Origin of the sequence: Mesorhizobium sp. M3A.F.Ca.ET.080.04.2.1, assembly GCF_003952525.1 — a bacterium.
In the GTDB taxonomy this organism is placed as follows: Bacteria; Pseudomonadota; Alphaproteobacteria; order Rhizobiales; family Rhizobiaceae; genus Mesorhizobium.
On the sequence record NZ_CP034451.1, the window covers coordinates 5,573,461 to 5,597,371 of the forward strand.

Annotated in this window: 25 protein-coding genes, 1 tRNA gene and 1 pseudogene; 16 read left to right on the forward strand and 11 right to left on the reverse strand. The window is 63.4% G+C overall.

Annotated elements, in window-relative coordinates:
* Nucleotides 1–17 precede the first annotated feature (17 nt).
* From nthA to EJ074_RS26550, 4 genes are all read left to right on the forward strand, one after another.
* Nucleotides 18–623 carry a nitrile hydratase subunit alpha gene (gene nthA / locus EJ074_RS26535; RefSeq protein ID WP_095808113.1) on the forward strand — a complete coding sequence of 202 codons (606 nt, stop codon included), beginning with the start codon at nt 18–20 and terminating at the stop codon, nt 621–623.
* Between the two features lie 11 nt (nt 624–634).
* The gene (gene nthB, locus EJ074_RS26540) at nt 635–1,294 is read left to right on the forward strand and encodes a nitrile hydratase subunit beta (RefSeq protein ID WP_095808112.1); all 660 of its coding nucleotides are present in this window, start codon (nt 635–637) and stop codon (nt 1,292–1,294) included.
* A complete protein-coding gene (locus EJ074_RS26545) occupies nt 1,281–1,631 on the forward strand; it encodes a nitrile hydratase accessory protein (protein WP_095808111.1) in 351 nt (116 codons plus the stop codon). Before nthB ends, EJ074_RS26545 begins: the two co-directional genes overlap by 14 nt.
* A 146-nt stretch (nt 1,632–1,777) precedes the next feature.
* Nucleotides 1,778–2,905 carry an ATP-dependent RecD-like DNA helicase gene (locus tag EJ074_RS26550; RefSeq protein ID WP_095808110.1) on the forward strand — a complete coding sequence of 376 codons (1,128 nt, stop codon included), beginning with the start codon at nt 1,778–1,780 and terminating at the stop codon, nt 2,903–2,905.
* 9 nt (nt 2,906–2,914) lie between these two features.
* On the opposite strand, the gene EJ074_RS26555 is transcribed toward EJ074_RS26550, so the two are convergent.
* Nucleotides 2,915–3,316, reverse strand: coding sequence for an STAS/SEC14 domain-containing protein (locus tag EJ074_RS26555; RefSeq protein ID WP_095808109.1), 402 nt, complete (start codon nt 3,314–3,316; stop codon nt 2,915–2,917).
* A 203-nt stretch (nt 3,317–3,519) separates the two neighbouring features.
* Here EJ074_RS26555 and EJ074_RS26560 point away from each other — a divergent pair, with 203 nt between their 5' ends.
* The 3 genes from EJ074_RS26560 to EJ074_RS26570 all read left to right on the forward strand — a co-directional run bounded on the left by EJ074_RS26560 (nt 3,520) and on the right by EJ074_RS26570 (nt 8,332).
* Nucleotides 3,520–4,260, forward strand: a complete 741-nt coding sequence (locus EJ074_RS26560) for a pyridoxine 5'-phosphate synthase (RefSeq protein ID WP_095808108.1) — start codon at nt 3,520–3,522, stop codon at nt 4,258–4,260.
* Between the two features lie 92 nt (nt 4,261–4,352).
* Nucleotides 4,353–6,269 (forward strand): potassium transporter Kup, encoded by a 1,917-nt coding sequence (locus EJ074_RS26565; protein WP_095808107.1) that lies wholly within the window; start codon nt 4,353–4,355, stop codon nt 6,267–6,269.
* 146 nt (nt 6,270–6,415) lie between these two features.
* Nucleotides 6,416–8,332 (forward strand): potassium transporter Kup, encoded by a 1,917-nt coding sequence (locus tag EJ074_RS26570; protein ID WP_129553876.1) that lies wholly within the window; start codon nt 6,416–6,418, stop codon nt 8,330–8,332.
* 66 nt (nt 8,333–8,398) lie between these two features.
* Here the strand turns inward: EJ074_RS26570 and EJ074_RS26575 are convergent, their stop codons facing one another.
* Nucleotides 8,399–9,292, reverse strand: a complete 894-nt coding sequence (locus EJ074_RS26575) for an SDR family oxidoreductase (protein ID WP_095809460.1) — start codon at nt 9,290–9,292, stop codon at nt 8,399–8,401.
* A 136-nt stretch (nt 9,293–9,428) separates the two neighbouring features.
* Between EJ074_RS26575 and EJ074_RS26580 the strand changes: the two genes are divergently transcribed.
* Nucleotides 9,429–9,836, forward strand: coding sequence for a helix-turn-helix domain-containing protein (locus EJ074_RS26580; RefSeq protein ID WP_095809459.1), 408 nt, complete (start codon nt 9,429–9,431; stop codon nt 9,834–9,836).
* Between the two features lie 92 nt (nt 9,837–9,928).
* Entirely contained in the window at nt 9,929–11,158 is a 1,230-nt protein-coding gene (locus tag EJ074_RS26585) for an NAD(P)/FAD-dependent oxidoreductase (protein ID WP_095809458.1), read from the forward strand.
* Here EJ074_RS26585 and EJ074_RS26590 read toward each other — a convergent pair.
* Both EJ074_RS26590 and EJ074_RS26595 read right to left on the reverse strand, forming a co-directional pair.
* Nucleotides 11,112–11,825, reverse strand: coding sequence for a glutathione S-transferase family protein (locus EJ074_RS26590; protein WP_165350016.1), 714 nt, complete (start codon nt 11,823–11,825; stop codon nt 11,112–11,114). The genes EJ074_RS26585 and EJ074_RS26590 overlap by 47 nt on opposite strands.
* A 1-nt stretch (nt 11,826) precedes the next feature.
* Nucleotides 11,827–12,132 carry a Rieske (2Fe-2S) protein gene (locus tag EJ074_RS26595; protein WP_095809456.1) on the reverse strand — a complete coding sequence of 102 codons (306 nt, stop codon included), beginning with the start codon at nt 12,130–12,132 and terminating at the stop codon, nt 11,827–11,829.
* A 95-nt stretch (nt 12,133–12,227) separates the two neighbouring features.
* Between EJ074_RS26595 and EJ074_RS26600 the strand changes: the two are divergent.
* The 3 genes and pseudogenes from EJ074_RS26600 to ilvC all read left to right on the forward strand — a co-directional run bounded on the left by EJ074_RS26600 (nt 12,228) and on the right by ilvC (nt 14,642).
* Nucleotides 12,228–12,682, forward strand: a pseudogene (locus tag EJ074_RS26600) (MarR family winged helix-turn-helix transcriptional regulator).
* A 134-nt stretch (nt 12,683–12,816) separates the two neighbouring features.
* Complete coding sequence (locus EJ074_RS26605; RefSeq protein WP_095809454.1) at nt 12,817–13,494, forward strand: TetR/AcrR family transcriptional regulator; 678 nt, start codon at nt 12,817–12,819, stop codon at nt 13,492–13,494.
* A 128-nt stretch (nt 13,495–13,622) separates the two neighbouring features.
* On the forward strand, nt 13,623–14,642 hold the full coding sequence (ilvC, locus tag EJ074_RS26610; RefSeq protein ID WP_095809453.1) for a ketol-acid reductoisomerase: 1,020 nt from the start codon (nt 13,623–13,625) through the stop codon (nt 14,640–14,642).
* A gap of 330 nt (nt 14,643–14,972) precedes the next feature.
* Here ilvC and EJ074_RS26615 read toward each other — a convergent pair whose 3' ends face one another.
* Both EJ074_RS26615 and EJ074_RS26620 read right to left on the reverse strand, forming a co-directional pair.
* Nucleotides 14,973–15,257, reverse strand: coding sequence for a PilZ domain-containing protein (locus EJ074_RS26615; RefSeq protein ID WP_095809452.1), 285 nt, complete (start codon nt 15,255–15,257; stop codon nt 14,973–14,975).
* A 171-nt stretch (nt 15,258–15,428) separates the two neighbouring features.
* Nucleotides 15,429–16,013, reverse strand: a complete 585-nt coding sequence (locus EJ074_RS26620; RefSeq protein ID WP_095809451.1) for a BA14K family protein — start codon at nt 16,011–16,013, stop codon at nt 15,429–15,431.
* 163 nt (nt 16,014–16,176) lie between these two features.
* Here EJ074_RS26620 and EJ074_RS26625 point away from each other — a divergent pair, with 163 nt between their 5' ends.
* Nucleotides 16,177–17,289 carry an endonuclease/exonuclease/phosphatase family protein gene (locus tag EJ074_RS26625; RefSeq protein WP_095809450.1) on the forward strand — a complete coding sequence of 371 codons (1,113 nt, stop codon included), beginning with the start codon at nt 16,177–16,179 and terminating at the stop codon, nt 17,287–17,289.
* A gap of 2 nt (nt 17,290–17,291) precedes the next feature.
* On the forward strand, nt 17,292–18,008 hold the full coding sequence (locus EJ074_RS26630) for a hypothetical protein (protein ID WP_095809449.1): 717 nt from the start codon (nt 17,292–17,294) through the stop codon (nt 18,006–18,008).
* Between the two features lie 13 nt (nt 18,009–18,021).
* Here the strand turns inward: EJ074_RS26630 and EJ074_RS26635 are convergent, their stop codons facing one another.
* The 4 genes from EJ074_RS26635 to EJ074_RS26650 form a co-directional block, all read right to left on the reverse strand.
* Nucleotides 18,022–18,252: a hypothetical protein gene (locus tag EJ074_RS26635; RefSeq protein WP_095809448.1), complete on the reverse strand. Its 231-nt coding sequence runs from the start codon at nt 18,250–18,252 to the stop codon at nt 18,022–18,024.
* A gap of 81 nt (nt 18,253–18,333) precedes the next feature.
* The gene (locus EJ074_RS26640; RefSeq protein ID WP_095809447.1) at nt 18,334–19,551 is read right to left on the reverse strand and encodes an ABC transporter permease; all 1,218 of its coding nucleotides are present in this window, start codon (nt 19,549–19,551) and stop codon (nt 18,334–18,336) included.
* The gene (locus EJ074_RS26645; protein ID WP_095809446.1) at nt 19,548–20,252 is read right to left on the reverse strand and encodes an ABC transporter ATP-binding protein; all 705 of its coding nucleotides are present in this window, start codon (nt 20,250–20,252) and stop codon (nt 19,548–19,550) included. Before EJ074_RS26645 ends, EJ074_RS26640 begins: the two co-directional genes overlap by 4 nt.
* Nucleotides 20,253–20,256: 4 nt before the next feature.
* Nucleotides 20,257–21,546, reverse strand: a complete 1,290-nt coding sequence (locus EJ074_RS26650; protein WP_095809445.1) for an efflux RND transporter periplasmic adaptor subunit — start codon at nt 21,544–21,546, stop codon at nt 20,257–20,259.
* 135 nt (nt 21,547–21,681) lie between these two features.
* Here EJ074_RS26650 and EJ074_RS26655 point away from each other — a divergent pair, with 135 nt between their 5' ends.
* Nucleotides 21,682–22,584 (forward strand): PhzF family phenazine biosynthesis protein, encoded by a 903-nt coding sequence (locus tag EJ074_RS26655; protein WP_095809444.1) that lies wholly within the window; start codon nt 21,682–21,684, stop codon nt 22,582–22,584.
* Nucleotides 22,585–22,690: 106 nt separating this feature from the next.
* Nucleotides 22,691–22,766 (forward strand) — tRNA-Lys (locus EJ074_RS26660).
* 123 nt (nt 22,767–22,889) lie between these two features.
* Here the strand turns inward: EJ074_RS26660 and cobT are convergent.
* Nucleotides 22,890–23,900, reverse strand: coding sequence for a nicotinate-nucleotide--dimethylbenzimidazole phosphoribosyltransferase (gene cobT, locus EJ074_RS26665; protein WP_095809443.1), 1,011 nt, complete (start codon nt 23,898–23,900; stop codon nt 22,890–22,892).
* Nucleotides 23,901–23,911 lie beyond the last annotated feature (11 nt).

The following is a 23,911-nucleotide window of genomic DNA, read 5'->3' on the forward strand; positions in this document are numbered from 1 at the left end:
GCTTCTAGTTTTGCGCCATGGCCCATGATCATGATCACGACAATGAGCTCGATCCGTTCGCCGCGCGTGTGCGCGCGCTGGAGACGATCCTGACCGAGAAGGGTCTGATCGATCCGGCGGCCATCGACGCCATCGTCGACACATACGAAACGAAGATCGGTCCCCGCAACGGTGCCAGAGTGGTGGCGAAGGCCTGGACCGATCCGGACTACGCCGAATGGCTGAAACGCGACGCCACGGCGGCGATAGCCTCTCTCGGCTTCACCGGCCGTCAGGGCGAGCATATGCAGGCCGTGTTCAACACCGAGGAGACGCACAACCTCGTCGTCTGCACGCTGTGCTCCTGCTATCCGTGGTCGGTGCTCGGCCTGCCGCCGGTCTGGTACAAGGCGCCGCCCTACCGGTCGCGAGCGGTGATCGATCCGCGCGGCGTGCTGGCGGAGTTCGGACTGACTTTGCCGCAGGACAAGAAGATCCGCGTCTGGGATTCAACGGCCGAGCTTCGCTACCTTGTGGTGCCGATGCGGCCGAAGGGGACCGACGGCTGGAGCGCGGAGCGGCTGGCCGAGCTTGTGAGCCGCGATGCGATGATCGGCACCGCGCTGGCCAAAGAGCCGCAATAGAGGGAGCCTCAATGAACGGGCCGCAGGACCTCGGTGGGCAGATGGGTTTCGGCCCGGTCGCGCCCGAAACGGACGAGCCCTACTTCCATGCCGAGTGGGAGAAGCGGGCGCTCGGCGTCACGCTGACCGCCGGTGCCATGGGTGCCTGGAACATTGATGAGAGCAGGCATGCGCGGGAATCCTTGCACCCCGCCGACTATTACGGCTCGAGCTACTATCAGATATGGATCAAGGCGCTGGAGACTCTGTTGGAGCGCCACGGTTTCGTGACGCAGAACGACCTTGAGGCCGGCAAGGCGCTGGACCTGGCAGCGACGCCCAAAAGAGTGCTGAAAGCAGCGGACGTGCCGGCGGTGCTCGCCAAAGGTGGGCCGTGCGATCGGCCGGTCACGAAGCCGGCACGCTTCCGGACGGGCGATCGCGTGCGCACGAAGAATTTCAATCCCATCAGCCATACGCGCCTCCCACGTTACGCACGGGACAAGAATGGAATCGTCGAGGCCGTGCGCGACGGCTTCGTCTTTCCCGACAGCAATGCGCATGGCGAGGGCGAAAATCCGCAATGGGTATACACGATTGTCTTCGACGGAACGGAGATCTGGGGCGAGGGCGCCGATCCGACGCTGAGTGTCTCTATCGATGCCTGGGAGAGCTATCTTGAGCCGGCATGACGCCGACCTGCCGACGGGTTTCGACGATCCAGTTTTCGCGGAGCCGTGGCAGGCGCAGGCCTTTGCCATGACCGTGGCCCTGCACGATAGGGGCCTGTTCTCGTGGAGCGAGTGGGCGCAGGCCCTGTCCGCCGAGGTGAAGAAGCCCGGCGCCGCAGGAGACGGCCATGATTACTATGAGCATTGGCTGGCAGCGCTGGAAAGGCTGCTCTCGGCCAAGGGCGTCGCCGGCAAGGGCGAGGTCGACGTACTTGCAGCGGCCTGGGAACGTGCCGCGCACGCCACGCCGCACGGCAAGCCGATCCTGCTGGAGAATGATCCGGGGCTGGGCAGGTAGGCCGCTTCACTCAGTTTGTGTTCACTTTACGTTCTGGTTATGGCCTGATAGCGTCACGCGCTTGAAGAAATGAGATCGCCGTCGGCGATGCTTGTGTTGAGAGCTCCAACCTTGTCTTTCGCTCGCGAATCCGGTCTGTCGCGCTGATGGAGTTCTCTCCCCAACAGGACGAAGCTTTGAAGGCGGTCGGCCGCTGGCTGAAGGAGGGCCGGCCGCAGATCTTTCGCCTGTTCGGCTATGCCGGCACAGGCAAGACGACGCTGGCGCGCTATTTCGCCGAGCATGTCGACGGGCAGGTGCAGTTCGCCGCCTTCACCGGCAAGGCAGCGCAGGTGCTGCGCTCCAAGGGCGCAATCAACGCCCGCACCATCCATTCGCTGATCTACAGGCCCAGGGGCGAGGAATCGGTCGCGGACGAGGTGACCGGCAAGACGTCGATCGCGCCGACCTTCGCGCTCAACCGGCAGAGCCCGATCGCTCGCGCCAAGCTGGTCGTCATCGACGAATGCTCGATGGTCGACGAGCAGCTCGGCCGCGACCTGATGAGCTTCGGCACGCCGATCCTGGTGCTGGGCGATCCAGCCCAACTGCCGCCAATCTCTGGCGGCGGCTTCTTCACCGAACACGAGCCGGACGTGCTGCTGACGGAAATCCATCGCCAGGCGCGCGACAATCCGATCATCCGCCTCGCCCTCGACGTCCGCGAGGGCCGCGAGTTCATGCATGGCGACTATGGCACGGCGCAGGTGATCGGCAGGGAAGGCGTCAACCAGGAGCTTGTGATGAAGGCCGACCAGGTGCTGGTCGGCACCAACCGCACGCGGCGGCGCTACAACCAGCGGCTGCGCGAACTCAAAGGGTTCAATGCCGACTATCCGCAGGCCGGCGACAAGCTGGTTTGCCTGCGCAACGACCCGGCCAAGGGGCTGCTCAACGGCTCGCTGTGGAAAGTGATGACCTCGTCGCGCGAGACGGTAAAGCCCGGCATCAACCTGCTGGTCTCGCCGGAAGAGGACGATCCCGACCGCGGCGTCGCGAAGATCAAGCTGCTCAAGGCGGCATTCGAAGATCCCGACGCCGAAATCCCCTGGCAGCAGAAAAAGCGGTTCGACGATTTCGATTACGGCTACGCGCTGACCGTCCACAAGGCGCAGGGCTCACAGTGGAACAACGTCGTGCTGTTCGACGAAAGCTGGGCGTTCAAGGAAACCAGGCAGCGCTGGCTCTACACTGCAATCACGCGTGCCGCCGAGCGGCTGACTGTCGTGCGTTGAAACGATTCGTCATTGTGATGCCGGCCTGGCACCCAGCCATCGCCAGGCGGCTTCTTCATCCTCAGCGTCGAAACGCCTGAATTCGAAAGGCAAAGTCTTCGGGAGGAAGCCCCTGGCGAGGGATGCCCAGTCGGGTTCGCCGACGGCCGCGCAGCGGACGACGTGTTCCAGGGCGTCGGCCACACCCTGCTTGAGCGTTTCCTGCGAAATGTTCGCCCAATCGACGCTTTCCTGGTCGGTCAGCCGCACCAGCACGTCGACCCTGGGGTGGAGGGCATAGGCCGCCTGGAGCAGCCCGAAAAGGTTCTCGGCGTCGGCAGGCGAAACATCGCCGACCACGTCAATGGCAAAGAGCGCGTCGCGATTGGTCTCGATGCGGCGTATCGCCGGCACGGATTCGAGGAAATTCACTGGCAAATCCTTGCGTTGGCACCATCTCGTCATCTGGAACACCGGAAACCCTCTATCTGTTCCCTTCAAAGGCGCTATAGATGCGCGCGAACGCAGAGGGGCTCAGCGTTCCAACAGAACCGCTGAGCCGCTCTGGTATTTGTTCTTTCGCAATTCCGGACGGAAAGTCCTTTTCCTGAATTGCTTCAATTGGACACTGGATCATGCCCGCGAAGCTTTCGGTCAATCTCAACGCGGTCGCCATGCTGCGCAACCGACGCGACCTGCCATGGCCGAGCGTCACAGGGCTGGGCCGCATCGCGCTGGCCGCGGGCGCGCATGGGCTGACGGTGCATCCACGGCCGGACGAACGGCATACAAGGCATTCCGACCTGCCGCAGATCAGGGCGCTCATCGACGACGAATTCCCCAGGGCGGAGTTCAACATCGAGGGCTATCCGACCGAGGATTTCCTGGCCCTGGTCGAAAAGCATCAGCCGGAGCAGGTGACGCTGGTTCCCGACGATCCGGCGCAGGCGACATCGGACCACGGCTGGAACTTCGTCGCACAGGCCGCGTTCCTCACTCCGATCGTGAAACGGCTGAAGAAGGGTGGTTTTCGCGTGTCGCTGTTTTCCGACGCTGATCCTGCTGGCGTCACTGCTGCACTGAATACCGGGGCCGACCGGATCGAGCTCTATACCGGTCCCTACGGCAGCTGCCATTCCGATTCCGCCAAGGCGGCGAAGGAGCTGGAAAGATTGGGAAAAACCGCGGATGCCGCCCTTGCCGCCGGGCTCGATGTCAATGCCGGTCACGATCTGACGGCGAACAACCTGCCGGCGCTGGCCAAACGCATTCCGGCATTGGCCGAAGTATCGATCGGACATGGGTTGACAGCCGATGCGCTGGAGTATGGCATGGCCGGTACGGTCGGGCGTTTCTTGAAGGCCTGTGGATGGTAGGACAAGCAAGCCTTGCGTAGCTGCGGCGGTTCTCGCGAGTCCTTTTCATTGCGGCGACCATGGGGGATGGCGCGTGTGTTGAAGTGGGGTCCATGGTACTAGCCAACGCCAGCAGCGAGGCAGAATCCCTCGAACGGTCGAACCATGCTGAAACCGAACGCCACCACAGCACCAAGGTTCTGATGCTTGGCGCGCTCGGTGTCGTTTATGGCGACATCGGCACCAGCCCGATCTACGCTTTCCGCGAGGCGCTCCACGCCTCCGGGGAACTGGTCGCCCGCGAAGATGTGCTCGGCGTCTTGTCGCTGATCGTATGGGCGCTGACGATTATCGTCACCATCAAATATGTCGCCTTCGTGCTCAGGGCCGACAACAAGGGCGAGGGCGGCACCCTGTCGCTGATGGCGCTCGCCCGCAGCGCCTATCCCAACGGCTCGCGGCTGATCCTGGGCATCGGGCTTTGCGGCGCCGCGCTGTTTTTCGGCGATTCGATCATCACGCCGGCCATCTCGGTGCTCTCCGCTGTCGAAGGCCTGAAGGTCGTCACGCCGGCGCTCGAAGCCTATGTCGTTCCGATCACGCTGCTGATCCTGGCGGTGCTCTTTGCCGTGCAGCGCTTCGGCACCGGAAAGGTGGCCGCCGTTTTCGGACCGGTGACCGCGATATGGTTCCTGGCGATTGGCGTTGCAGGCCTCTACCACATTGTCGATGACTTTTCCGTGTTCCTGGCGATCAACCCCTATTATGCGGTGTCATATCTTGCCACCACGCCGACGGGCGCCTTCGTCACGGTCGGTGCCGTGTTCCTGGCGGTCACCGGCGCCGAAGCCCTTTATGTCGACCTCGGCCATTTCGGCCGCAAGCCGATCGTGCTGGCCTGGTTTTCGGTGGTCTTCCCCTGTCTGCTGCTCAACTATTTCGGTCAGGGCGCATACGTGTTGTCGCATGGGGGCAAGCCCACCAACCCATTCTTCCAGATGCTGCCTGAATGGGCGCTGATGCCGATGGTCGGCCTGGCCACTGCGGCGACGGTGATCGCCAGCCAGGCGGTCATCTCCGGCGCCTTCTCGCTGACCAGGCAGGCGGTGCAGCTCAATCTGTTGCCGCGCATCGAGGTGCAGCACACGTCCGAGATGCAAAGCGGACAGATCTACATGCCCCGCGTCAATCTCCTGGTCGCACTGGGCGTCATGCTGCTGGTCGTAGGCTTCGGCAGCTCCAGCGCGCTGGCCTCGGCCTATGGCATTTCCGTGACCGGCGAAATGCTGATGACGACGATCCTGCTATTCGTGGTGATGCGCTGGCTGTGGAAATGGCAGCTTGCGCTCGCATTGGCGCTTGCGCTGCTCTTCGGCACAATCGATTTGGGCTTCTTCTCCGCCAACGTGGTCAAGATCGTCGAGGGCGGCTGGGTTTCGATCACGGTCGCCTGCGTCATGGGACTGATCATGTCGACCTGGATAAGGGGCAGCCGCTACCTGTTCGACAAGACCCGCCGCAACGAGATCCCGCTCGACTTCCTGGCGGCTAACCTTCTGAAGAAAAAACCACAATTGGTGTCGGGCACGGCGGTGTTCCTGACCAGCGATCCGCTCAGCGCGCCAACGGCGCTGATGCACAGCCTCAAGCACTACAAGGTGCTGCACGAGCAGAACGTCATCCTGTCGGTGGTGACGGCGCCGCAGCCGGTGGTGCCGGACAGCGACCGCGTCAAGATGGAGACGGTCAACGAGCTGTTCATGCGGGTCTCTCTCACCTTCGGCTACATGGAACAGCCTAACATCCCGCGCGCGCTGGCGATCTGCCGCAAGCAGGGCTGGAAGTTCGACATCATGACGACCTCGTTCTTCCTGTCGCGGCGCTCGCTGAAAGCCTCGCCCAATTCCGGCATGCCGGTCTGGCAGGACAGGCTGTTCATCGGCCTTGCGCGCACCGCGGCGGACGCGACCGAGTACTTCCAGATCCCCACGGGGCGCGTCGTCGAGATCGGCACGCAGGTGGCGATCTGACCTCCCGGTTCGTCCGACAATGCGCCTCTTCTCGTGCTGAAATGCGGCGAGGCCTGCGCCGGTGGCATGGGAGACCTAACGTGACGGCACTTGATATTGCACTGCAGCAAGCGTAGAGGAACCGCCCGTTTATCGGAGTGTCGTCCATGGCCCTTGCCAACGGTGCTGAGGCAGAACCCGCCGATCCGTCCGGCCACCCGGAAATAGAGCAGCACAGCACCAAGGTGCTGATGCTGGGCGCGCTCGGTGTGGTCTATGGCGACATCGGAACCAGCCCGATCTACGCATTTCGCGAGGCGCTTGTGGCGTCCTCACGCGGCGAGGTCGCGGATCGTGTCGACATTCTGGGCGTATTGTCGCTGATCATCTGGTCGCTGACGATCATCGTCACGATCAAATACATCATGTTCGTGCTGCGCGCCGACAACCGCGGCGAGGGCGGCGTGCTGTCGCTGATGGCACTGGCACGCAGCAGTTTTGCGACGCGCTCGGCGATCATTCTCGGCGTCGGCATCGCCGGCGCATCGCTTTTCTTCGGCGATGCGGTGATCACGCCAGCCATCTCGGTGCTTTCGGCGGTCGAAGGCATGAATGTGGTGACGCCGGCATTCCAGCCTTATGTGGTGCCGCTGACGCTGCTGATCCTCGCCATCCTGTTTGCCGTGCAGCGGTTTGGCACGGGCGGTGTTGCCTTGATTTTCGGTCCGATCACGGCCGTCTGGTTCCTCGCTATCGGTCTTTCCGGACTGAACCACATCATTGCCGATCCCGAGATCCTGTGGGCGATCAGTCCGCACTACATTGTCGCCTTCCTGATCCACTCACCGGACGTCGCCTTCGTCACCATCGGCGCCATCTTCCTGGCCGTCACCGGTGCGGAGGCGCTTTATGCCGATCTCGGCCATTTCGGCCGCAAGCCGATCGTGTTGGCTTGGCTGGCGATCGTGTTTCCCTGCCTGCTCTTGAACTATGCGGGGCAAGGTGCCTTTGTGCTCGCCAAGAACGGCATCGTTGGCCACCCGTTCTTCGAGATGAACGAGGGCTGGGCGCTCATTCCCATGGTGGTGCTGGCCACTGCGGCGACGGTGATCGCCAGCCAGGCTGTCATCTCCGGCGCCTATTCGCTGACCAGGCAGGCGGTACAGCTCAACATGCTGCCGCGGCTGGAAATCCTGCACACTTCCGAAAAGCAGTCCGGGCAGGTCTATATGCCGCGCGTCAACATGCTGCTGGCGCTGGTGGTGATGCTGCTGGTGGTCGGCTTCGGCGAATCCAGCAAACTCGCCTCGGCCTATGGCATCTCGGTCACCGGCAACATGCTGGTGACGACCGTGCTGCTGTTCGTTGTCATGACCCGCATCTGGAAATGGCAGTTCTGGGTCGCTGCGTCGTTGTCGGCGCTGTTCGCCTTCATCGATATCGGCTTCTTTGCTTCCAACATCGTCAAGGTGTTCGAGGGCGGCTGGGCTTCGCTCGCGGTGGCCTTCGCCATCATCCTCGGCATGTGGACCTGGGTGCGCGGCAGCCGCTACCTGTTCGACAAGACCCGCCGCAACGAGATCCCGCTCGACTTGCTGGCGGCTAACCTTCTGAAGAAAAAACCACAATTGGTGTCGGGCACGGCGGTGTTCCTGACCAGCGATCCGCTCAGCGCGCCAACGGCGCTGATGCACAGCCTCAAGCACTACAAGGTGCTGCACGAGCAGAACGTCATCCTGTCGGTGGTGACGGCGCCGCAGCCGGTGGTGCCGGACAGCGACCGCGTCAAGATGGAGACGGTCAACGAGCTGTTCATGCGGGTGACGCTGACCTTCGGCTACATGGAGCAGCCGAACATCCCGCGCGCGCTGGCGATCTGCCGCAAGCAGGGCTGGAAGTTCGATATCATGACGACCTCGTTCTTCCTGTCGCGGCGCTCGCTGAAAGCCTCGCCCAATTCCGGCATGCCGGTCTGGCAGGACAGGCTGTTCATCGGCCTTGCGCGTACCGCGGCGGACGCGACCGAGTACTTCCAGATCCCCACGGGGCGCGTCGTCGAGATCGGCACGCAGGTGGCGATATAGAGAGAGGCCGCGCCCGCAAGGAGCGCGACCTTCACACTGCGGCAGCCGTTCGCAATGCTGCCGGCCTCAGCCGAGCAATGCGGCCTTGTTTGCCTCCACGAACTCCTTGAGCGTCCGCGACTTGCGGCCCGACAGCGTCTCGACCGCATCGGTCACCATGTCGATACGCCCGGCCCGCGTGTTGGCATCGAAGGAGACGATGATACGGGCGAGGTCCTCCGGAAGACCCGCCGCCTTGACGCCCTCGGTCAGCGCCTCATCCGGCAGTTGAATGACTTCTAGCGGTTTGCCGGTGACTTCGCTTACCAGTGCGGCGATCTCCCCCGTGGTGTAAGCCTGCGGACCGGTCAGTGTATAGATCTGGCTCGCCTTCGAATCGGAAGCCAGGCCTGCGGCAATCGCAGCGGCCATGTCGTCGCGGGAGCCATGGGCGATGCGCCCGTCGCCTGCCGAAGTGTACCACTTGCCCGACGAAAGGGCGTGTGGCAGCGCCATGAACAGGTTCTCCTGATACCAGCCATTGCGGAAGATCGTGTAAGGGATACCGCTGGCCTTGATCGCCTGCTCCGTTCCGTAGTGATCTCCGGAGAAGAGAACCGGCGAGCCCGGCTCGGGATTGGGCATCGAGGTGTAGAGAAGATGGGCGACGCCGGCCTGCTTGGCCGCGGCGACGGCCGCTTCATGCTGCTTGAGACGCCGGCCGCTTTTAAGCTCGAGCTCGCCGGTCGAGATGATCAACACACGGTCGGCGCCAGCAAACGCCTTCTCCAGCGAGGCGGCGTCGTTGAAGTCTGCCGCCCTGACGGTGACACCGAGCGCCGCCAGGTCGACGAGATTTTCCGGATCGCGGGTGGTGGTGATGATGCGTGAGGGCGTGACTTTTTGCGCTTCGAGCAAATGGCGGATGACGCCACGGCCAAGCTGGCCGGAGGCGCCGGTAACGAGAAGGGTTTCGGTCATAGATAGATCCTGATTTTGCGCCGGGAGGCGGGTGCTATTGGTGGTCTCAAAAAGAGACCAGCACTAAATTAGGAATTGACCAGCCGGCGTAAAGAAGGCAGTTTTTCGGGAGGTAGGCACAGCCAGGGAACCGGCGATGGACAGCAAATTCGTCAATCTGAAATCCAAGATCGAGATCTACAAGGCCATGACGGAGGGCGCCAATTTGGCCGACTGCCCGGTTCGCGACGTGTTGCAGGGCATCAACGGCAAATGGAGTTCGTTGCTTGTTATGGCGCTTGCGGAAAAACCCTATCGTTTCGGCGAGCTGCGGCGGCTGGTGCCCGACATCTCACAGCGCATGCTCACCCAGACGCTGTATGAGCTGCAGCGCGACGGTTATGTCCATCGCCAGGTATTCCCGACCAAGCCGCCGAGCGTCGAGTATAGCCTTACCGATCTGGGCCGATCGATGTTGGTTCCCTTGTATCAACTCGTCCAGTGGGCGGAACTCAACCATGACGCGGTGCGCGAAGCGCGGGCAGCCTTCGATGCCCGAGCCTGAGGCCCGGTCTCTTCCGCGATAGCGTCAATGCGCCAAGTTGATTTGGCGCTGCCCATGAGGAATTGTGCCCGCAGATTGGGTCTGGGCGGGCCATGGACAAAACTTACGACATCGCGATTGCCGGCGCCGGTCCGGCGGGGCTGGCCGCCGCGCTCTATCTCAAACGGGCAGGGCATAAGGTCACCGTCTTCGAACGGTTCGACGAGCCGAAGCCGGTCGGTTCGGGTCTGATCCTGCAGCCGACCGGACTGACTGTGCTCGCCGATCTCGGCTTGCTCGACGAGATCCTGTCGCTGGGAAGCCGCATTGAGCGGCTGCACGGCACGGACGCGAAGAGCGGACGCACGGTGCTCGATGTCCGCTACGGCGCGCGACGCGGCGGCCGCTTCGGACTCGCGGTGCATCGAGCGGCCCTTTTCGGCGTGCTGTATCGCGCTGCGCAGCGTGAAGCGATAGCGATCCAAACCAAGACTGAAATCGAGACTCTGGAGATCGGCGAACAGCCGAGGCTGGTTTGCGGCAATGGACAACGGCTGGGACCATTCGAAATGGTCGTCGATGCCAGCGGCGCGCGCTCCAGGCTGCGACAGAACCTTGGCGGCGCCGCAATGCCACGGCCACTCGCCTATGGCGCCTTCTGGGCTTCTCTCGGCTGGCGCAACGGCTTCGACAAAAGGGCGCTGCTGCAGCGCTACGACAAGGCAAGCATCATGGTCGGCGTGCTGCCGATCGGCCGGCCGGAACCGGACGCCGAAGAGATGGCCGCTTTCTTCTGGAGCCTGAAGCCGGCCGACGTCGAGAACATCCAAAGGGCAGGGCTCGACGCCTGGAAGGCGAGGGTGGTCTCAGTGTGGCCAGAATGCGAGGTCTTCACCCGCCAGGTTGAGAATTTCGAGCAGCTTTCACTGGCTCGCTATGGCCACCACACCATGAAGCTACCGACCGGCCGACGCATGGCGGTGATTGGGGATGCCGCGCATTCGACTAGCCCGCAACTCGGGCAGGGCGCGAATATGGCGCTGCTCGATGCAGCCGCGCTCAGCCAGGCGCTGGCGCGGACGAACGGCATCGACGAAGCGCTGGAAGCCTACGCCCTTGCCCGCCGTTGGCATGTGCGCATCTTCCAGGCGCTGTCATTGGCGCTGACACCGTTCTATCAGTCCGACTCGGCGGCGCTGCCGCTGGTCCGCGACCGGCTGGTGGCGATGCTGGCCAAAGTCCCGCCGGGCCCGCAATTCCTCGCCGCCATGGTCGCCGGGACGGTGATCGACCCGTTCAGGCGGATCGGGCTTGCGGAATTTCGGTGGCCTGCAGCCGAATGATCTCGGAAAGATAGGATCCCTTCGCCCGCAGAAAGGCCAGCAGCCGCCGTGGATAGTCGGCGCCGACTGCGTCCTTCACTGATTGCCGCGTGCTCAAAGCATCGCGCCACGCCTGAACACGAAGCTTGCCAGCGAGAATGCCGAAATCGCCGATGCCGTCAAATGTGTCGAAGTAGCGGAAGATCGGCCCGTAGACGGCATCGACCAGCGAGAGACGATCGCCGGCGAACCATGGGCCGCTTTGCCTTGCCGACAATTCCGCCTCCACACGCGCGAACATTTCGGACAGGGCCTTGCTTTCCGCGAAAAAAGCGGCTCCGTCGGCAGCGGAATAGAAGCGGCCTATGGCGTTGAGGATGGCCGAGCCGAATTCGATCCAGGCACGGTGCCTGGCCCGTATCAGCGGATCGGCAGGATGCAATGGATTGGCCTCGGTGTCCTCGAGAAACTCCAGGATGACCGCGGATTCGAAGATCACTTCGTCACTATTTTGGACGCGCAACAGCGGCACCTTGCCGAGCGGGGAGATCGCCCTGAACCAGTCAGGCTTGTTGGAAAGATCGACGTCGACACGTTCGAACGGCACGCCTTTCTCGGCAAGCGAGATAGCGGCGCGCTGGACGTAGGGGCACAGGTGATGGCTGACGAGGGTGAGTTTTGTCGTCATCTCACTCTCCCCAGACATAGTTCAGGGCGCCATCCTCGACGCGGGTCGACAGGAACATCAGGCGTGAGCCCTTCGGCGCCGGGCCGTTGATCCGTTCGCCGTTTTCCATATCGAATTTGGCGCCATGCCACTGGCACACGAAGGCGCCGTCCTCGCAGGCGAGCGGCCCGCCGAAGTGCAGGCAGGCGTTGGCCGCGGCACGGATGCGCTCGCCGCTGCGCCAGACATGGACCTCGCGTCCGAAGAAAGGCGCGACAAGGCTGCCGGTTTGCGGAATGTCGGCGATCTTGCAGATTTCATGTTTCACAGCATGTCTCCTTTAAATGCAATTGCATCTATATGGATGCATCTGCATCGATCGTCAAGCTTGATGCAATTGCATCTATCGAATAGGCTGCAGCGATGACGAAGAAGTCTCCTTCACCCGAAGCCATCAAAGCCTGGGGCCGGCTGATGCGCGTGTCGCGCCAGCTGATCGAAAAGACCGAGGACGCACTGAAGGCTGGCGGGCTGCCGCCGCTCGCCTGGTACGACGTGCTGCATGAGCTTGCCGAGGCCGGCGAGGGGGATTGCGGCCCTTCGAGTTGATCGATCGCGTGCTCTTGGCGCAGTATAACGTTTCGCGGCTCTTGGCCCGGCTCGAGGCGGAGGGCCTGGTGGAAAAGCTGGCTGTCTCCGATGATGGCCGCGGCCAGACCGTGCGCATCACGCCGGCCGGCCGGGAGACGCGGCGCCGTATTTGGGCGGTCTACGGCGCTGCCATCACCGATCTGATGGGCTGCAAGCTCTCCGCCAAGGAGATGGAAGCGCTGGGCGATTTGCTCGGGCGGCTGCGTGTTCCCCGGATTGGCGAGTAGCCGCGAGGCCTCTCGGCGCGCCTCGTCTCGATTTTCGGCAATAGCCCTTGCGTTGGACGACAGAATGCGCAATAAAGCCGAACCGTAACGTACGGTACGGCTTCAGTGCCCGCCTACAAGGAAACGGGGAAAGCGTGTTGCAGCCTGCTCCCGAGATCGACAACAGCGAGGCCTTGACCGAGCGGCAGCAGGCCGTTCTGGACGCGGTGCTGCGTCTCCTGGTCGAGGAGGGCGACAGCCTGACCATGACCGCGGTGGCGCGGCGGGCAAGCTGCTCAAAGGAAACGCTCTACAAATGGTTCGGCGATCGCGACGGGCTGCTGACGGCGACGGTCCAATGGCAGGCCTCGAAGGTGCGCGTGGCGCAAGTCGACCGCAAGGGGCTCGACCTCGCTTCGCTGACGACAAGCCTCGAACGTTTCGCCTCCGACTGGCTGAAGGTGATCTCCAGCGATACCTCGGTCGCGCTGAATCGCGTCGCTGTCGGCCGTGCCGGTCCAATCAAGCGCAAAGAGGGTAAGGATGACCTCGGCGCCATCGTATTGCAGAATGGGCGTTTCGCGCTTGCCAGGCGTTTGAAACCGGTATTGGAAGCAGGCCGACAGGCCGGGCTGCTCCACTTCGAGGACGCCGAGACGGCGTTCCGCACTTTTTTCGGGCTGGTCGCCCGCGACGTGCAGATCCGGCTTTTGCTGGGCGACCGACTGGAATCGACTGAGGCGACGATCGGCGGCGATGCCGTACGCGCGACGCAGCAGTTTCTCGCTCTTTTCGGAGCAAACAACCGGCCGCAAGGCCCTGGAGGCGGATGATTTCAGGTCATGTCGGCCTGAAATCTGAATCCGGCTCCAAATCAAAGAGATAGAGCATGATGTCGTCCGAAAACCGCTTCACACTTTTCGGCATCGTGGTCTGAACGTCAAACGGGAAGGAAGACGAAATGCGTGTTTATTACGATCGTGACGCCGATCTCAATCTGATCAAGGGCAAGAAGGTCGCCATCATCGGCTATGGCAGCCAGGGCCGGGCGCATGCGCTCAACCTGAAGGATTCCGGCGTCAAGGAGATTGCCATCGGCCTCAAGCCGGGGTCGGCGACCGCCAAGAAGGTCGAGGCCGACGGGCTGAAAGTGATGAGCGTGGCGGATATCGCCAAGTGGGCCGACCTGATGATGATGGCGACGCCCGACGAATTGCAGGCCGACATCTACAAGAACGAGATCGCGCCGAACATCCGCGATGGCGCCGCGATCGCCTTTGCGCACGGCCTCAATGTGCACTTCGGGCTCATCGAGCCCAAGGCTTCGGTTGACGTTGTCATGATCGCGCCGAAGGGTCCCGGCCACACCGTGCGCGGTGAATACCAGAAGGGCGGCGGTGTGCCGTGCCTGGTCGCCGTCAACCAGGACGCCTCGGGCAACGCGCTCGATCTGGCGCTCTCCTACGCCTGCGGCGTCGGCGGCGGCCGCTCGGGCATCATCGAGACCAATTTCCGCGAGGAATGCGAGACGGACCTGTTCGGCGAGCAGGTGGTGTTGTGCGGCGGCCTGGTCGAACTCATCCGCGCGGGCTTCGAGACGCTGGTGGAAGCCGGCTATGCGCCGGAAATGGCTTATTTCGAGTGCCTTCACGAGGTGAAGCTGATCGTCGATCTCATCTATGAGGGCGGCATCGCCAACATGAACTACTCGATCTCGAACACCGCCGAATGGGGCGAATATGTCTCGGGCCCGCGCATCATCACCGCCGAGACCAAGGCCGAGATGAAGCGCGTGCTGAAGGACATCCAGACCGGCAAGTTCACCTCGGAATGGATGCAGGAGTACCGTGCCGGTCTCGCACGCTTCAAGGGCATCCGCCGCAACAATGACAGCCATCAGATCGAAGAGGTCGGCGCCAAGCTGCGCGCAATGATGCCGTGGATCGCCAAGAACAAGCTGGTCGACAAGGCCAAGAACTAAAGCGACCCGCGCTCCATTGCCTTGCGCGTCCTCGGGCTTTGCCCTGCGGTCGCGCGGGGCGATCGCCAAGAACAAGCTGGTCGACAAGGCCAAGAACTAAAGCGATCCACGCTCCGTTGCCTTGCGCGTCCTCGGGCTTTGCCCTGCGGTCGCGCTGGGGCGATCGCCAAGAACAGCCGGGCGACAAGGCCAAGAACGAAATTCCATGGCTGGTTGATCAGAGCCGGCGGAGCGATCCGCCGGCTTTTCGCGCTCTGGTGCTCATGCGATGGAGAAGGGTGCTACACAACGCGCTTCGCTCGGCACGCGCGGGCCGAGGTCACCATCGCCTCAGCCATAGTGCCAATGCGGCTTCGGCTCAGTGCCGGTGAACGCTACGCCGATGCGGCCTTCGCGCCGCCAGCGGACGACCGCCTTGTAGCCGATGCCATCGGTCGGCACATAGAGCAGGAACTCGTCGGGCACGCGCGCTTCGATCGGCACCTTCAATTCGGCTCCGCCGGGGTTCATGTTGCGCACGGTGCACTTCACCTCGGAATTGGTGATGCCGGTCAGGATTGCGGCGCCCTTGAGCACGCGCTGCCGGTGCTTGGCTCTGATTTCGTTTTCGGCCATGGCGGGCCTGTCCTCGCAATCGCTGCGTTGCGATCCTGATGTGGGCGTCAGCCCGGATGGATAGATGCCCCTCATGAATTTACAGTTATCGCTTGGGCAGGGAGGATGCGGAACTGCCAAATAAAACGGCGCCAGATCTGGCGCCGTTCCGTTCCTATGCCGATGGGCGGCTCAGATGTAGGGCGAGATGCACTGGCGACGCGGGCCATAGTTGGGCTGGAACGTGTTGTCCCAGGCCCGATACGACCGGTAGCGATTGTAGCACCAGCGGACATGCGCCCTGGAGAGCCGCTCGGTCCGGTAGATCCGCCTCGGCTGGTAATAACGCGGATAGGGATCATAATAGTAAGGGTCGTAGTAGTTGTTGTAGGCGAGGCTGCCCAGGCCTAGGCCGAGTCCCAGCCCAAGAAGCGCCGCGCTACCATTGTCGAAATGCCGATGACGATGACGGTGCCGCCAGCGCCAATTGCCATCCCAATTGCCGTTGTCCCAGTTGCGGGAGAAATTGCGTGCGCGGAAGCCATCGTTCCGCCATCTGAAGTCACCTCCACGGCGCCAGCGCCAGTCATACATTTGCTGATTGTTGTTGCCGCCGGCCCAATCGTCGCGAACAGGAATGATCTGCGGTGCGGCCGTGCTGCTCGCCGTCGATAGGTCAGGTTGAAGGATAGGACCGGCAAGCGACGACACCGTCAGGCCCGCAAGAAGACCCAGGGAAATCGCCCCGGATCCGAGAGAAGACAAGAGCGGTTTCATTTCACTCTCCAAGGACTAAGGGCCCCACGCCGAGCACACCCCGGAAGAGGCCTATTAATGGGACTTTTCATCTGAACGGAAGATGAACAGAAAGGTTCCGTAAACCATCCCGAGCGGGCCTGGCTCTTGTCTTCGTCTTGGCTTCTAGGCAAAGGTCTCGGCCATGTCGCTGCGCCTGGCCACTTTCAACGTCGAGAACCTGATGAACAGGTTCGATTTTTCCGGTTATCGAAACCAGCTCAATGAGGATCGCACTCTGGCGCTGTTCGATATCCAGAGCGAGGCCGAGTACAGGGCGCTCGAGCAGGCGCGCACAATCGCCCAATCGGACGACACGCGGCAGCTGACCGCGCTCGCGATCGCTGCAACCCGCGCGGACATCATCTGCATGCAGGAAGTCGACAATATCGAGGCGCTGAAGGCCTTCGAATACGGCTATCTGTTCAAGATGATCGGCCAAGGCTACCGCCAAAAGTACACCACTGCCGGCAATGACACTCGCGGCATCGACGTCGCGGTGATGATGCGCAGCGAGACCGCGCAGGGCCAGCCGATCGAGTTCGTGCGCATGACCAGCCATGCCTATGTCACCTTCGAACAGTTCGGCCTGTTCACGCAGGAACTCGCGACGCTCGGGCATCTGGCGACTGACCGCATCTTCCGGCGCGACTGCCTCGAAATCGATCTGACTGTCGGCGGCGTGCCGCTGACGCTCTATCTCGTGCATTTCAAGTCGATGGGCTCGCCGCGCAACGGGCTCGATGGCCGCGAGGCGACCATGCCGCTGCGCATCGCCGAGGCGCAGGCCGTCCGCCGCATCATCGAGGATCGCTTCGGCAAGGACCATGCCGCCGGCAAGCGCTGGGCGATCTGCGGCGATATGAACGACTACCGGCAACGGGTGAAGATCGAGGGCGACAGTTTCGACGGCTATCGCTTCCATGTGGTCGACGAAGCCCAATCATCGATCAATGTGCTCACCGCCGGCGGTTTCTGCGAGAATGTCGTTGAACGGCGGCCGGAGATGGACCGTTGGAGCTTCTATCACACGCGCGGCCCGGAAGAGCGGCACCTGTGCCAGCTCGATTACATCTTGCTGTCGAAAGCGCTGGCGGCGAAGAACGCCACGGCTGTTCCGGACATCATCCGTAACGGCCAACCCTGGCGAACCATTTTTCCCGCGGGACAGGAGGTCGAGCGTTACCCGCGCGCCGGCTGGGATCGGCCGAAGGCCTCGGACCATTGCCCGGTTGTTATTACACTGGACATGGCCTGACCGTGAGTTTCGATCTGCCGCGCAACGTCATCCTGCCGGTCGACGAAGTCGACGTGCGGCTCGATCCCGCGCCGCATCCCTTCGAACAAGGCAACCGGGCTGCGATCGCCGAAAACTGGCGAAGCGAGACGAGCGCAAAGCCGGCGCTCTATGACGGAACCGTGGTGCTGCTTTCGGCGCTCGGCTATCGCGACAACAGGCTCACCGGCCGCTGCCATGCCGTGAAGTACTCGACGTTCATGCTGTGGCGCAAGAACCGCGCGCTGAGCGGCGCCGAGCACGCTTACGCGCACGCCATGCTGGTCGCCGGCGACAATGCGCTGGTGGCGATCCGCATGGGCTCGCACACGGTCAATGCCGGCCGGATCTACTTCGCCGCCGGCTCGTTCGAGCCGATCGATTTCCGTGACGGTCTCGTCGATGTCGACTTCAACATGGTCCGCGAGGTGGCCGAGGAAACCGGACTCGACCTTTCGGGAGCCGAACGTGGCCGGCGCTATCACGCCCTGTCAGCCCCAAGTGGCACGGTGATCTTCCGCCGCTATCATGTCCCCGAGCCGGCCGAGGAGATCGCGCGGCGCATTAATGCCTTCATCGCCGCCGAAGCGGAGCCGGAGATCGAGGGGCCGGTCGTCATCCGCAATGCGGACAATCTCCCGGACGGTCTGATGGGTCACATGAAGCCGCTCATCGAATGGCATTTTGCGGGCCGCGATTAGCTTTGCTGCCAAGCTATGATTTGGCCGCCTTGCGATCGTTGCGGGCGGCAACGAAAAACAGGATCAGGCAAAGGCCGAGAAAGCCGCCCATCGCCATGCCCATCGTCTGGCCGACGACTTCCTGGAAATTGGCGGCGACGCGATCAGGATTGGCCAGCCCATAGCGGGCCAGATACCACCAGATGCCGCCCAGCATGGCTTCGACAGCCACCGCTGCAAGGATCACACGCGCCTTCTTGCTCATCCGCCTGGTTCCCGATGCTGCCCTAGTGCCCGGTCTACCATCGGCTGTGGTCGAGCAACAGATCGAATGCGCCGACTTTGCCTATTCATGCCTCAGGGCTTCGATAGGGTCGAGCCTTGCACCGCGCAGCGCGGGGAAGAATCCGAACACCATGCCGATCAGCGCCGAGAACCCGACAGCGAGCAGGATGACCGCCGGGCTCGGCGCAAAGGGTATGGTCAGCGTCGCCGCGGCGAGGCCGGCGAGCGTCAGCCCGATCAGGATGCCAATGATGCCGCCGAGCAGCGACAGCACCGTCGCCTCGACCAGGAACTGGATCAGGATGTGCTTCTCATGCGCGCCGATCGCCAGCCTGATGCCGATCTCGCGGGTGCGCTCGGTGACCGACACCAGCATGATGTTCATGATGCCGATGCCTCCGACCAGCAAGCTGACGCCGGCGACCGCGCCCAGCATGCCGGTCATCGTGGTGGTGGCGCTGGCCATCGCGTCGGCTATCTGGGTCATATCGCGGATCGAGAAATCGGGATCGCGGTCCGGCGTGATGCGGCGCGTGTCGCGCAGGATGTCCTCGACGCGGGGCTGCAACTCGGTGGTCGGCGTGCGGTCGTCGGCGGCGATGTAGATCGAGTCGATGTCGCGGTTGCCGGCGATGCGCCGCTGGTAGGCGGCAAGCGGCATCAGCACGACATTGTCCTGGTCCTGGCCGAAACCGGTATAGCCCTTGGGTTCGAGGAGGCCGATGATCCTGCAGGAGGTGCGGTTGACGCGGATGACCTCGCCCTCGGGATCGCCGGCACCGAAGAACTGCTGGCGCACCGTCTCGCCGATCAGGCAGACGCCGGCGCCGGCCCGGGTTTCGGAATCGCTGAACGGGCGACCGGAGACGAGCTTCCAGTCACGCGCGTCGAGATAGGTGCTGTCCGTTCCAGTGACGCCGGACGTCAAGCTCTCCGTGCCGAAGATGACGCGGACCTGCTTCTGCGAGGCTGGGGCGATCGCGCGGGCGCCGCTGAGATGCGCCACGAGCGCTGCGAGATCTTTTGCGGCGAGGGGACGCGTGATCTGGTCGAGCCCGCCCGGCCCGCCTGGTCCGGCAGGGCGGCCGGAGCGGACGACCAAGAGGTTGCTGCCAAGCTTGGAGATGTCGGCCTTGACCTTCTCGGTGGTGCCGGAGCCGATGGTCAGCATCGCGATGACGGCGGCAACGCCGATGACGATCCCGAGCAGCGTCAGGAAGGAGCGCAGCACGTTCCTGCGGATGGAGATCAGCGAAAGGCGGATGGTCTCCCAGATCATGCTGCCTCCGCGTTCACGGTGTCGGAGGCGACATGGCCATCGAGGAAGCGCACGGTGCGCTCGGCATAGGCGGCGACATCGGCCTCGTGCGTGACCATGGCGATGGTGAGGCCGAGCTCGGCGTTGAGCCTGGTCAGCAATTCCATGATCTCATGCGTGCGCGCGCTGTCGAGATTGCCTGTCGGCTCGTCGGCGACGAGCAGCGTCGGCCTGGTGACGATGGCGCGCGCGATCGCCACGCGCTGCTGCTGGCCGCCGGAGAGTTCGGCCGGCGTGTGATGTTCGCGTCCGGTGAGGCCGACCTCAGCCAGCGCCCGCATGGCGAGTTGGCGACGCTCGCGCGCGGCAACGCCGCGATAGATCAGCGGCAGTTCGACGTTTTCTGCCGCCGTGGTGCGCGGCAGAAGGTTATAGCCTTGGAAGACGAAGCCGACATAGAGATTGCGCAGCAGGGCACGGCGGTTGCGGTCGAGCCGGCCGGCATCGATGCCCATGAAGCTGTAGGTTCCGGCCGTCGGCGTGTCGAGGCAGCCGATGATGTTCATGGCCGTCGACTTGCCCGAGCCGGACGGACCCATGATGGCGACGAACTCGCCCCGGCGGATCGCGAGGTCGACACCGGCGAGCGCGTGCACGCGCGCCTCGCCCTCCCCGTAGCTCTTCCAGACTTTTTCGAAAGTGATGAGCAGGGGAGCCGACATCACATCAGCTCCGCTGCTGCGAGCCGGTGATGATCTCAGCGCCTTCGTCGAGCCCGGACGTGATCTCGGTCAATTCGCCGTCGGTCGAGCCTATCCTGACGTTCACCGGACGCGGCCGGCCGTTTTCCAGCACATAGAGCGTGCGCGAGCCGTCGGTCGGCGCCTTCGTCACCTCTCGCTGCCGCCAGTTGGGGCGACCCATGCGGCCGGTGAAGAGATCGCGCAGGCTCCAGCCGCGGGCCATTTGCTGCGCCGGGCGATAGCGGAAGGCGGTGGCCGGCACGGTAAGCACGCCCTTGGCCTGTCTGGTGACCACCGAGACGGTGGCGGTCATGCCGGGCCTCAGCAGCAGCTCGCTGTTGTCGACCTCCAGCCTTGCGTTGTAGGTGACGACGCCGTCGGTGGTGACCGAGGCGTAGGAAATGTCGCGGATCTCGGCATCGAAGGGACGATCCGGGAAGGCATCGACGGTGAAGCGGGCATGCTGGCCGGGCTTGACCGTGCCGATATCGGCTTCGTCCACCGCCGCCTGCAGTTCCATGTTGCGCAAGTCGGCGGCGATGACGAACAGCACCGGCGCCTGCAGCGAGGATGCGACCGTCTGGCCGGGATCGACCGAACGCGTCAGCACGATGCCGTCGATCGGCGCATAGATTGTGCTTTTGGCTAGATCGGTCTGTTGCGCCTTGAGGTCGGCCTGGGCAATGGCGAGATTGGCCTCGGCGCTGTCCAGCGCCGCCTTGGAGCGGTCGCGCGTCGCGGTCGCTGCTTCGAGCGATTGGTCGGTCGCCATGCCGCGCTTGGTAAGCTCGCTCGCACGGGTAAGCGCATTCTCGTCTTCCTGCAGCGTGACCTTGGCGTTCTCGATGGCGGCGGTAGCCGCCTTGGCCGAGGCGGTGGCGCGCTCGATCTGCACCTCGAGCTTGGCGGTGTCGAGTGTCGCCAGCACGTCGCCCTTCTTCACCTGCTGGTTCTCGTTGACCGCAACAGAGCGGACGACGCCGGACAGCTCGCTGGAGATGTCGACCTGCGTCAGCGGTTGCAGCGTGCCGGTGGCGGACACTGCAACGGTAAGGTCGGCGATGGCCGCCGGGACCGTGGTATACTCGATCCTGGGCGGGGAGGCTGCATACCACTGGTAGCCGCCGATGCCGGCAGCGACCAACGCGAGCGTCAACACCGCAAAGAGCCAGCCGCGCCGGCGCTTGCGGTTCATGCCCTTGCGGTCGAGACCGAGAGCCGCCTCGATGGAAGGATCGGATTCGGCCTTTGGCGGATTGACAAGCTGGTCCACCCCGGACCCCTATAGTGAAAAAATCGATGTCCCTATCTTGCACAGATCAGGCTTCGAGCTTCGAATTTCAAATTAAATTTCGCTCATGTTGGGGCTGGGCGCAGACATTCGAGGCGGAGGCAGAAGGTTTTCTCCATGGCGCGCAATTACTTGCTTTACGATGTGTTTACGACCGAAAAGCTGGCCGGGAATCCCGTCGCCGTGGTGCTCGACTGTGAGGGTCTGGACACCGCGGCCATGCAGGCCATCGCGCGCGAGTTCAACCTCTCCGAGACGGTCTTCGTGCTGCCGCCCGACAATCCCAAGCACCGCAATCGGATCCGCATCTTCACGCCCGACTACGAAATGCCGTTCGCCGGCCATCCGACGGTCGGCACGGCGATCGCCCTGGCGGAACTGGCAGGCGAGGCGGCAGGCATCTTCGTGCTGGAGGAGAATATCGGCCCCGTGCGTTGCGCGGTGAGCAAGCACGACGGTTCCACCTTCGCGGAGTTCGATCTCGCGAAACTGCCGGAGCAGTTGGAGCTCAAAGCCGACCCGGAAGCAATCGGAGCAGCGCTTGGCCTCGCTCCGCACGAGCTCGGCTTCGAGAATCACCGCGTCTCCTTCTGGTCGGCTGGCGTGCCCTACGTCATGATTCCGGTTGCAGGCCTGGAAGAGGCGGCACGGGCCAGGCTGGACAACCAGGCTTGGTCGGAACTCGCGCCGCGCAAAAGCGAATGGGCCTTCGCCAGCCCCTATATCTATTGCCGCGAGACGCTGCACCACGACAGCGCCTTCCATGTGCGCATGATCGTGCCCGGCAATCCCTCCTACGAGGACCCCGCGACCGGTTCGGCGGCAGCGGCTTTTGCTGGCGCGATCATGCATTTCGACGGCCCGACCGACGGCATTTCGCAGCTCTGGATCGAGCAGGGACTGGAGATGGGCAGGCCGTCGCGTATCCGGCTCGAGCTCAATGTCGACGGCGGAAAACTGGCCTCCGCGCGCATTGGCGGCCATGCGGTCAAAGTCGCGGAAGGCAAGTTAACCCTCTGACAGCTGCGGCAATTCGGTGATTTCTCGGGAAATGATCCGGCAGGGCTGGACATAGCCGAAACCGGCGGCTATATGCGCCGCCGACGCTGGGTTTTCCCGGCAGTGTGGGTGTGTAGCTCAGTTGGTAGAGCAGCTGACTCTTAATCAGCGGGTCCACAGTTCGATCCTGTGCACACCCACCAAATTTCTCTCAGATCCGATGGAAAATCCGCTGTCTAAGACGGCTGGCACTTGGGCGATTGGTGACTGTCTGAGGCTTGCCTGGCGGGCTGCCAGAAAGGCAGCCCGCCACTTTGTTTGCCGAACTACTTCTCCGAAACACCCGCCTCGGCGAAACTCGCCATCCTGGCGTGGCATTCCAGCGCCGAGCGCACGAGGTTGACGGCGAGACAGGCGCCGGAGCCTTCGCCGAGCCGCATGCCGAGGTCGAGCAGCGGCGGCAGGCCGAGCGCTTCGAGCAGGCGGCGGTGGCCCGATTCGGCCGAGACATGGGCGGCAATGGTGTGGGCCAGGCCGGTCGGATGCAGCCGTGCCAACGGCGCAACGGCGGCGGTGCAGACAAAGCCGTCGAGCAGCACCGGCACGTTGTTGTGGCGCGCGGCAAGCGTGGCGCCGAAAATCGCGGCAAGCTCGCGTCCGCCAAGGGCGGCTGCGATCTTCAGCGGGTCGGACAGTGAACCTGCGTGGCGGGCGAGGCCGGCATCGATCGCAGTGATCTTGCGGATCAGGCCGGCATCGTCGACGCCGGTGCCACGTCCCGTCCATTTCTCCGCGCCGCCGCCGAACAGGGCGGCCGAGATCGCCGCCGCCGGCGTGGTGTTGCCGATGCCCATCTCGCCGAAGCAGACGAGATCGAGGTCCTTGCTCACTGCGTCGTAACCGGCCGACACAGCGGCGAGAAACGCCTGTTCGTCCATCGCCGGCACCTGCGTGAAATCGCCGGTCGGATGATCGAGATCGAGCGGAATGACGTCGAGCTTGGCGCCCGCAATGCGGGCAAGCTGGTTGATGGCAGCACCGCCGCCGGCGAAATTCGCCACCATCTGCACGGTGACTTCCGACGGATAGGCCGAGACGCCCTGCGCGGTGACGCCATGGTTGCCGGCAAAGACGAAGACCTTCACTTCGTCTAATTTGGGCATGTCGCGGCCCTGCCAGCGCCCCAACCAGGCGGCGATCGATTCGAGCCGGCCGAGGCTGCCCTGCGGCTTGGTGAGGGTGTCCTGGCGGCCGGCGACGGCAGAGGCGGCGGCGTCGCTTCCGGCCGGCAAATCGAGGCAGGCAGCGCGAAGGTCTTCGAGTGATTTGAAGGACATCAGGGCAAGGT

What these genes read in the sequence shown, in the direction of transcription:
- nthA (WP_095808113.1), top strand. Translation starts at nt 18, where the DNA reads ATGGCCCATGATCATGATCACGACAATGAGCTCGATCCGTTCGCCGCG.
- nthB (WP_095808112.1), top strand. Translation starts at nt 635, where the DNA reads ATGAACGGGCCGCAGGACCTCGGTGGGCAGATGGGTTTCGGCCCGGTC.
- EJ074_RS26550 (WP_095808110.1), top strand. Translation starts at nt 1,778, where the DNA reads ATGGAGTTCTCTCCCCAACAGGACGAAGCTTTGAAGGCGGTCGGCCGC.
- EJ074_RS26560 (WP_095808108.1), top strand. Translation starts at nt 3,520, where the DNA reads ATGCCCGCGAAGCTTTCGGTCAATCTCAACGCGGTCGCCATGCTGCGC.
- EJ074_RS26565 (WP_095808107.1), top strand. Translation starts at nt 4,353, where the DNA reads ATGGTACTAGCCAACGCCAGCAGCGAGGCAGAATCCCTCGAACGGTCG.
- EJ074_RS26570 (WP_129553876.1), top strand. Translation starts at nt 6,416, where the DNA reads ATGGCCCTTGCCAACGGTGCTGAGGCAGAACCCGCCGATCCGTCCGGC.
- EJ074_RS26575 (WP_095809460.1), bottom strand. Translation starts at nt 9,292, where the DNA reads ATGACCGAAACCCTTCTCGTTACCGGCGCCTCCGGCCAGCTTGGCCGT.
- EJ074_RS26580 (WP_095809459.1), top strand. Translation starts at nt 9,429, where the DNA reads ATGGACAGCAAATTCGTCAATCTGAAATCCAAGATCGAGATCTACAAG.
- EJ074_RS26585 (WP_095809458.1), top strand. Translation starts at nt 9,929, where the DNA reads ATGGACAAAACTTACGACATCGCGATTGCCGGCGCCGGTCCGGCGGGG.
- EJ074_RS26590 (WP_165350016.1), bottom strand. Translation starts at nt 11,825, where the DNA reads ATGACGACAAAACTCACCCTCGTCAGCCATCACCTGTGCCCCTACGTC.
- ilvC (WP_095809453.1), top strand. Translation starts at nt 13,623, where the DNA reads ATGCGTGTTTATTACGATCGTGACGCCGATCTCAATCTGATCAAGGGC.
- EJ074_RS26615 (WP_095809452.1), bottom strand. Translation starts at nt 15,257, where the DNA reads ATGGCCGAAAACGAAATCAGAGCCAAGCACCGGCAGCGCGTGCTCAAG.
- EJ074_RS26620 (WP_095809451.1), bottom strand. Translation starts at nt 16,013, where the DNA reads ATGAAACCGCTCTTGTCTTCTCTCGGATCCGGGGCGATTTCCCTGGGT.
- EJ074_RS26625 (WP_095809450.1), top strand. Translation starts at nt 16,177, where the DNA reads ATGTCGCTGCGCCTGGCCACTTTCAACGTCGAGAACCTGATGAACAGG.
- EJ074_RS26635 (WP_095809448.1), bottom strand. Translation starts at nt 18,252, where the DNA reads ATGAGCAAGAAGGCGCGTGTGATCCTTGCAGCGGTGGCTGTCGAAGCC.
- EJ074_RS26640 (WP_095809447.1), bottom strand. Translation starts at nt 19,551, where the DNA reads ATGATCTGGGAGACCATCCGCCTTTCGCTGATCTCCATCCGCAGGAAC.
- EJ074_RS26645 (WP_095809446.1), bottom strand. Translation starts at nt 20,252, where the DNA reads ATGTCGGCTCCCCTGCTCATCACTTTCGAAAAAGTCTGGAAGAGCTAC.
- EJ074_RS26655 (WP_095809444.1), top strand. Translation starts at nt 21,682, where the DNA reads ATGGCGCGCAATTACTTGCTTTACGATGTGTTTACGACCGAAAAGCTG.
- cobT (WP_095809443.1), bottom strand. Translation starts at nt 23,900, where the DNA reads ATGTCCTTCAAATCACTCGAAGACCTTCGCGCTGCCTGCCTCGATTTG.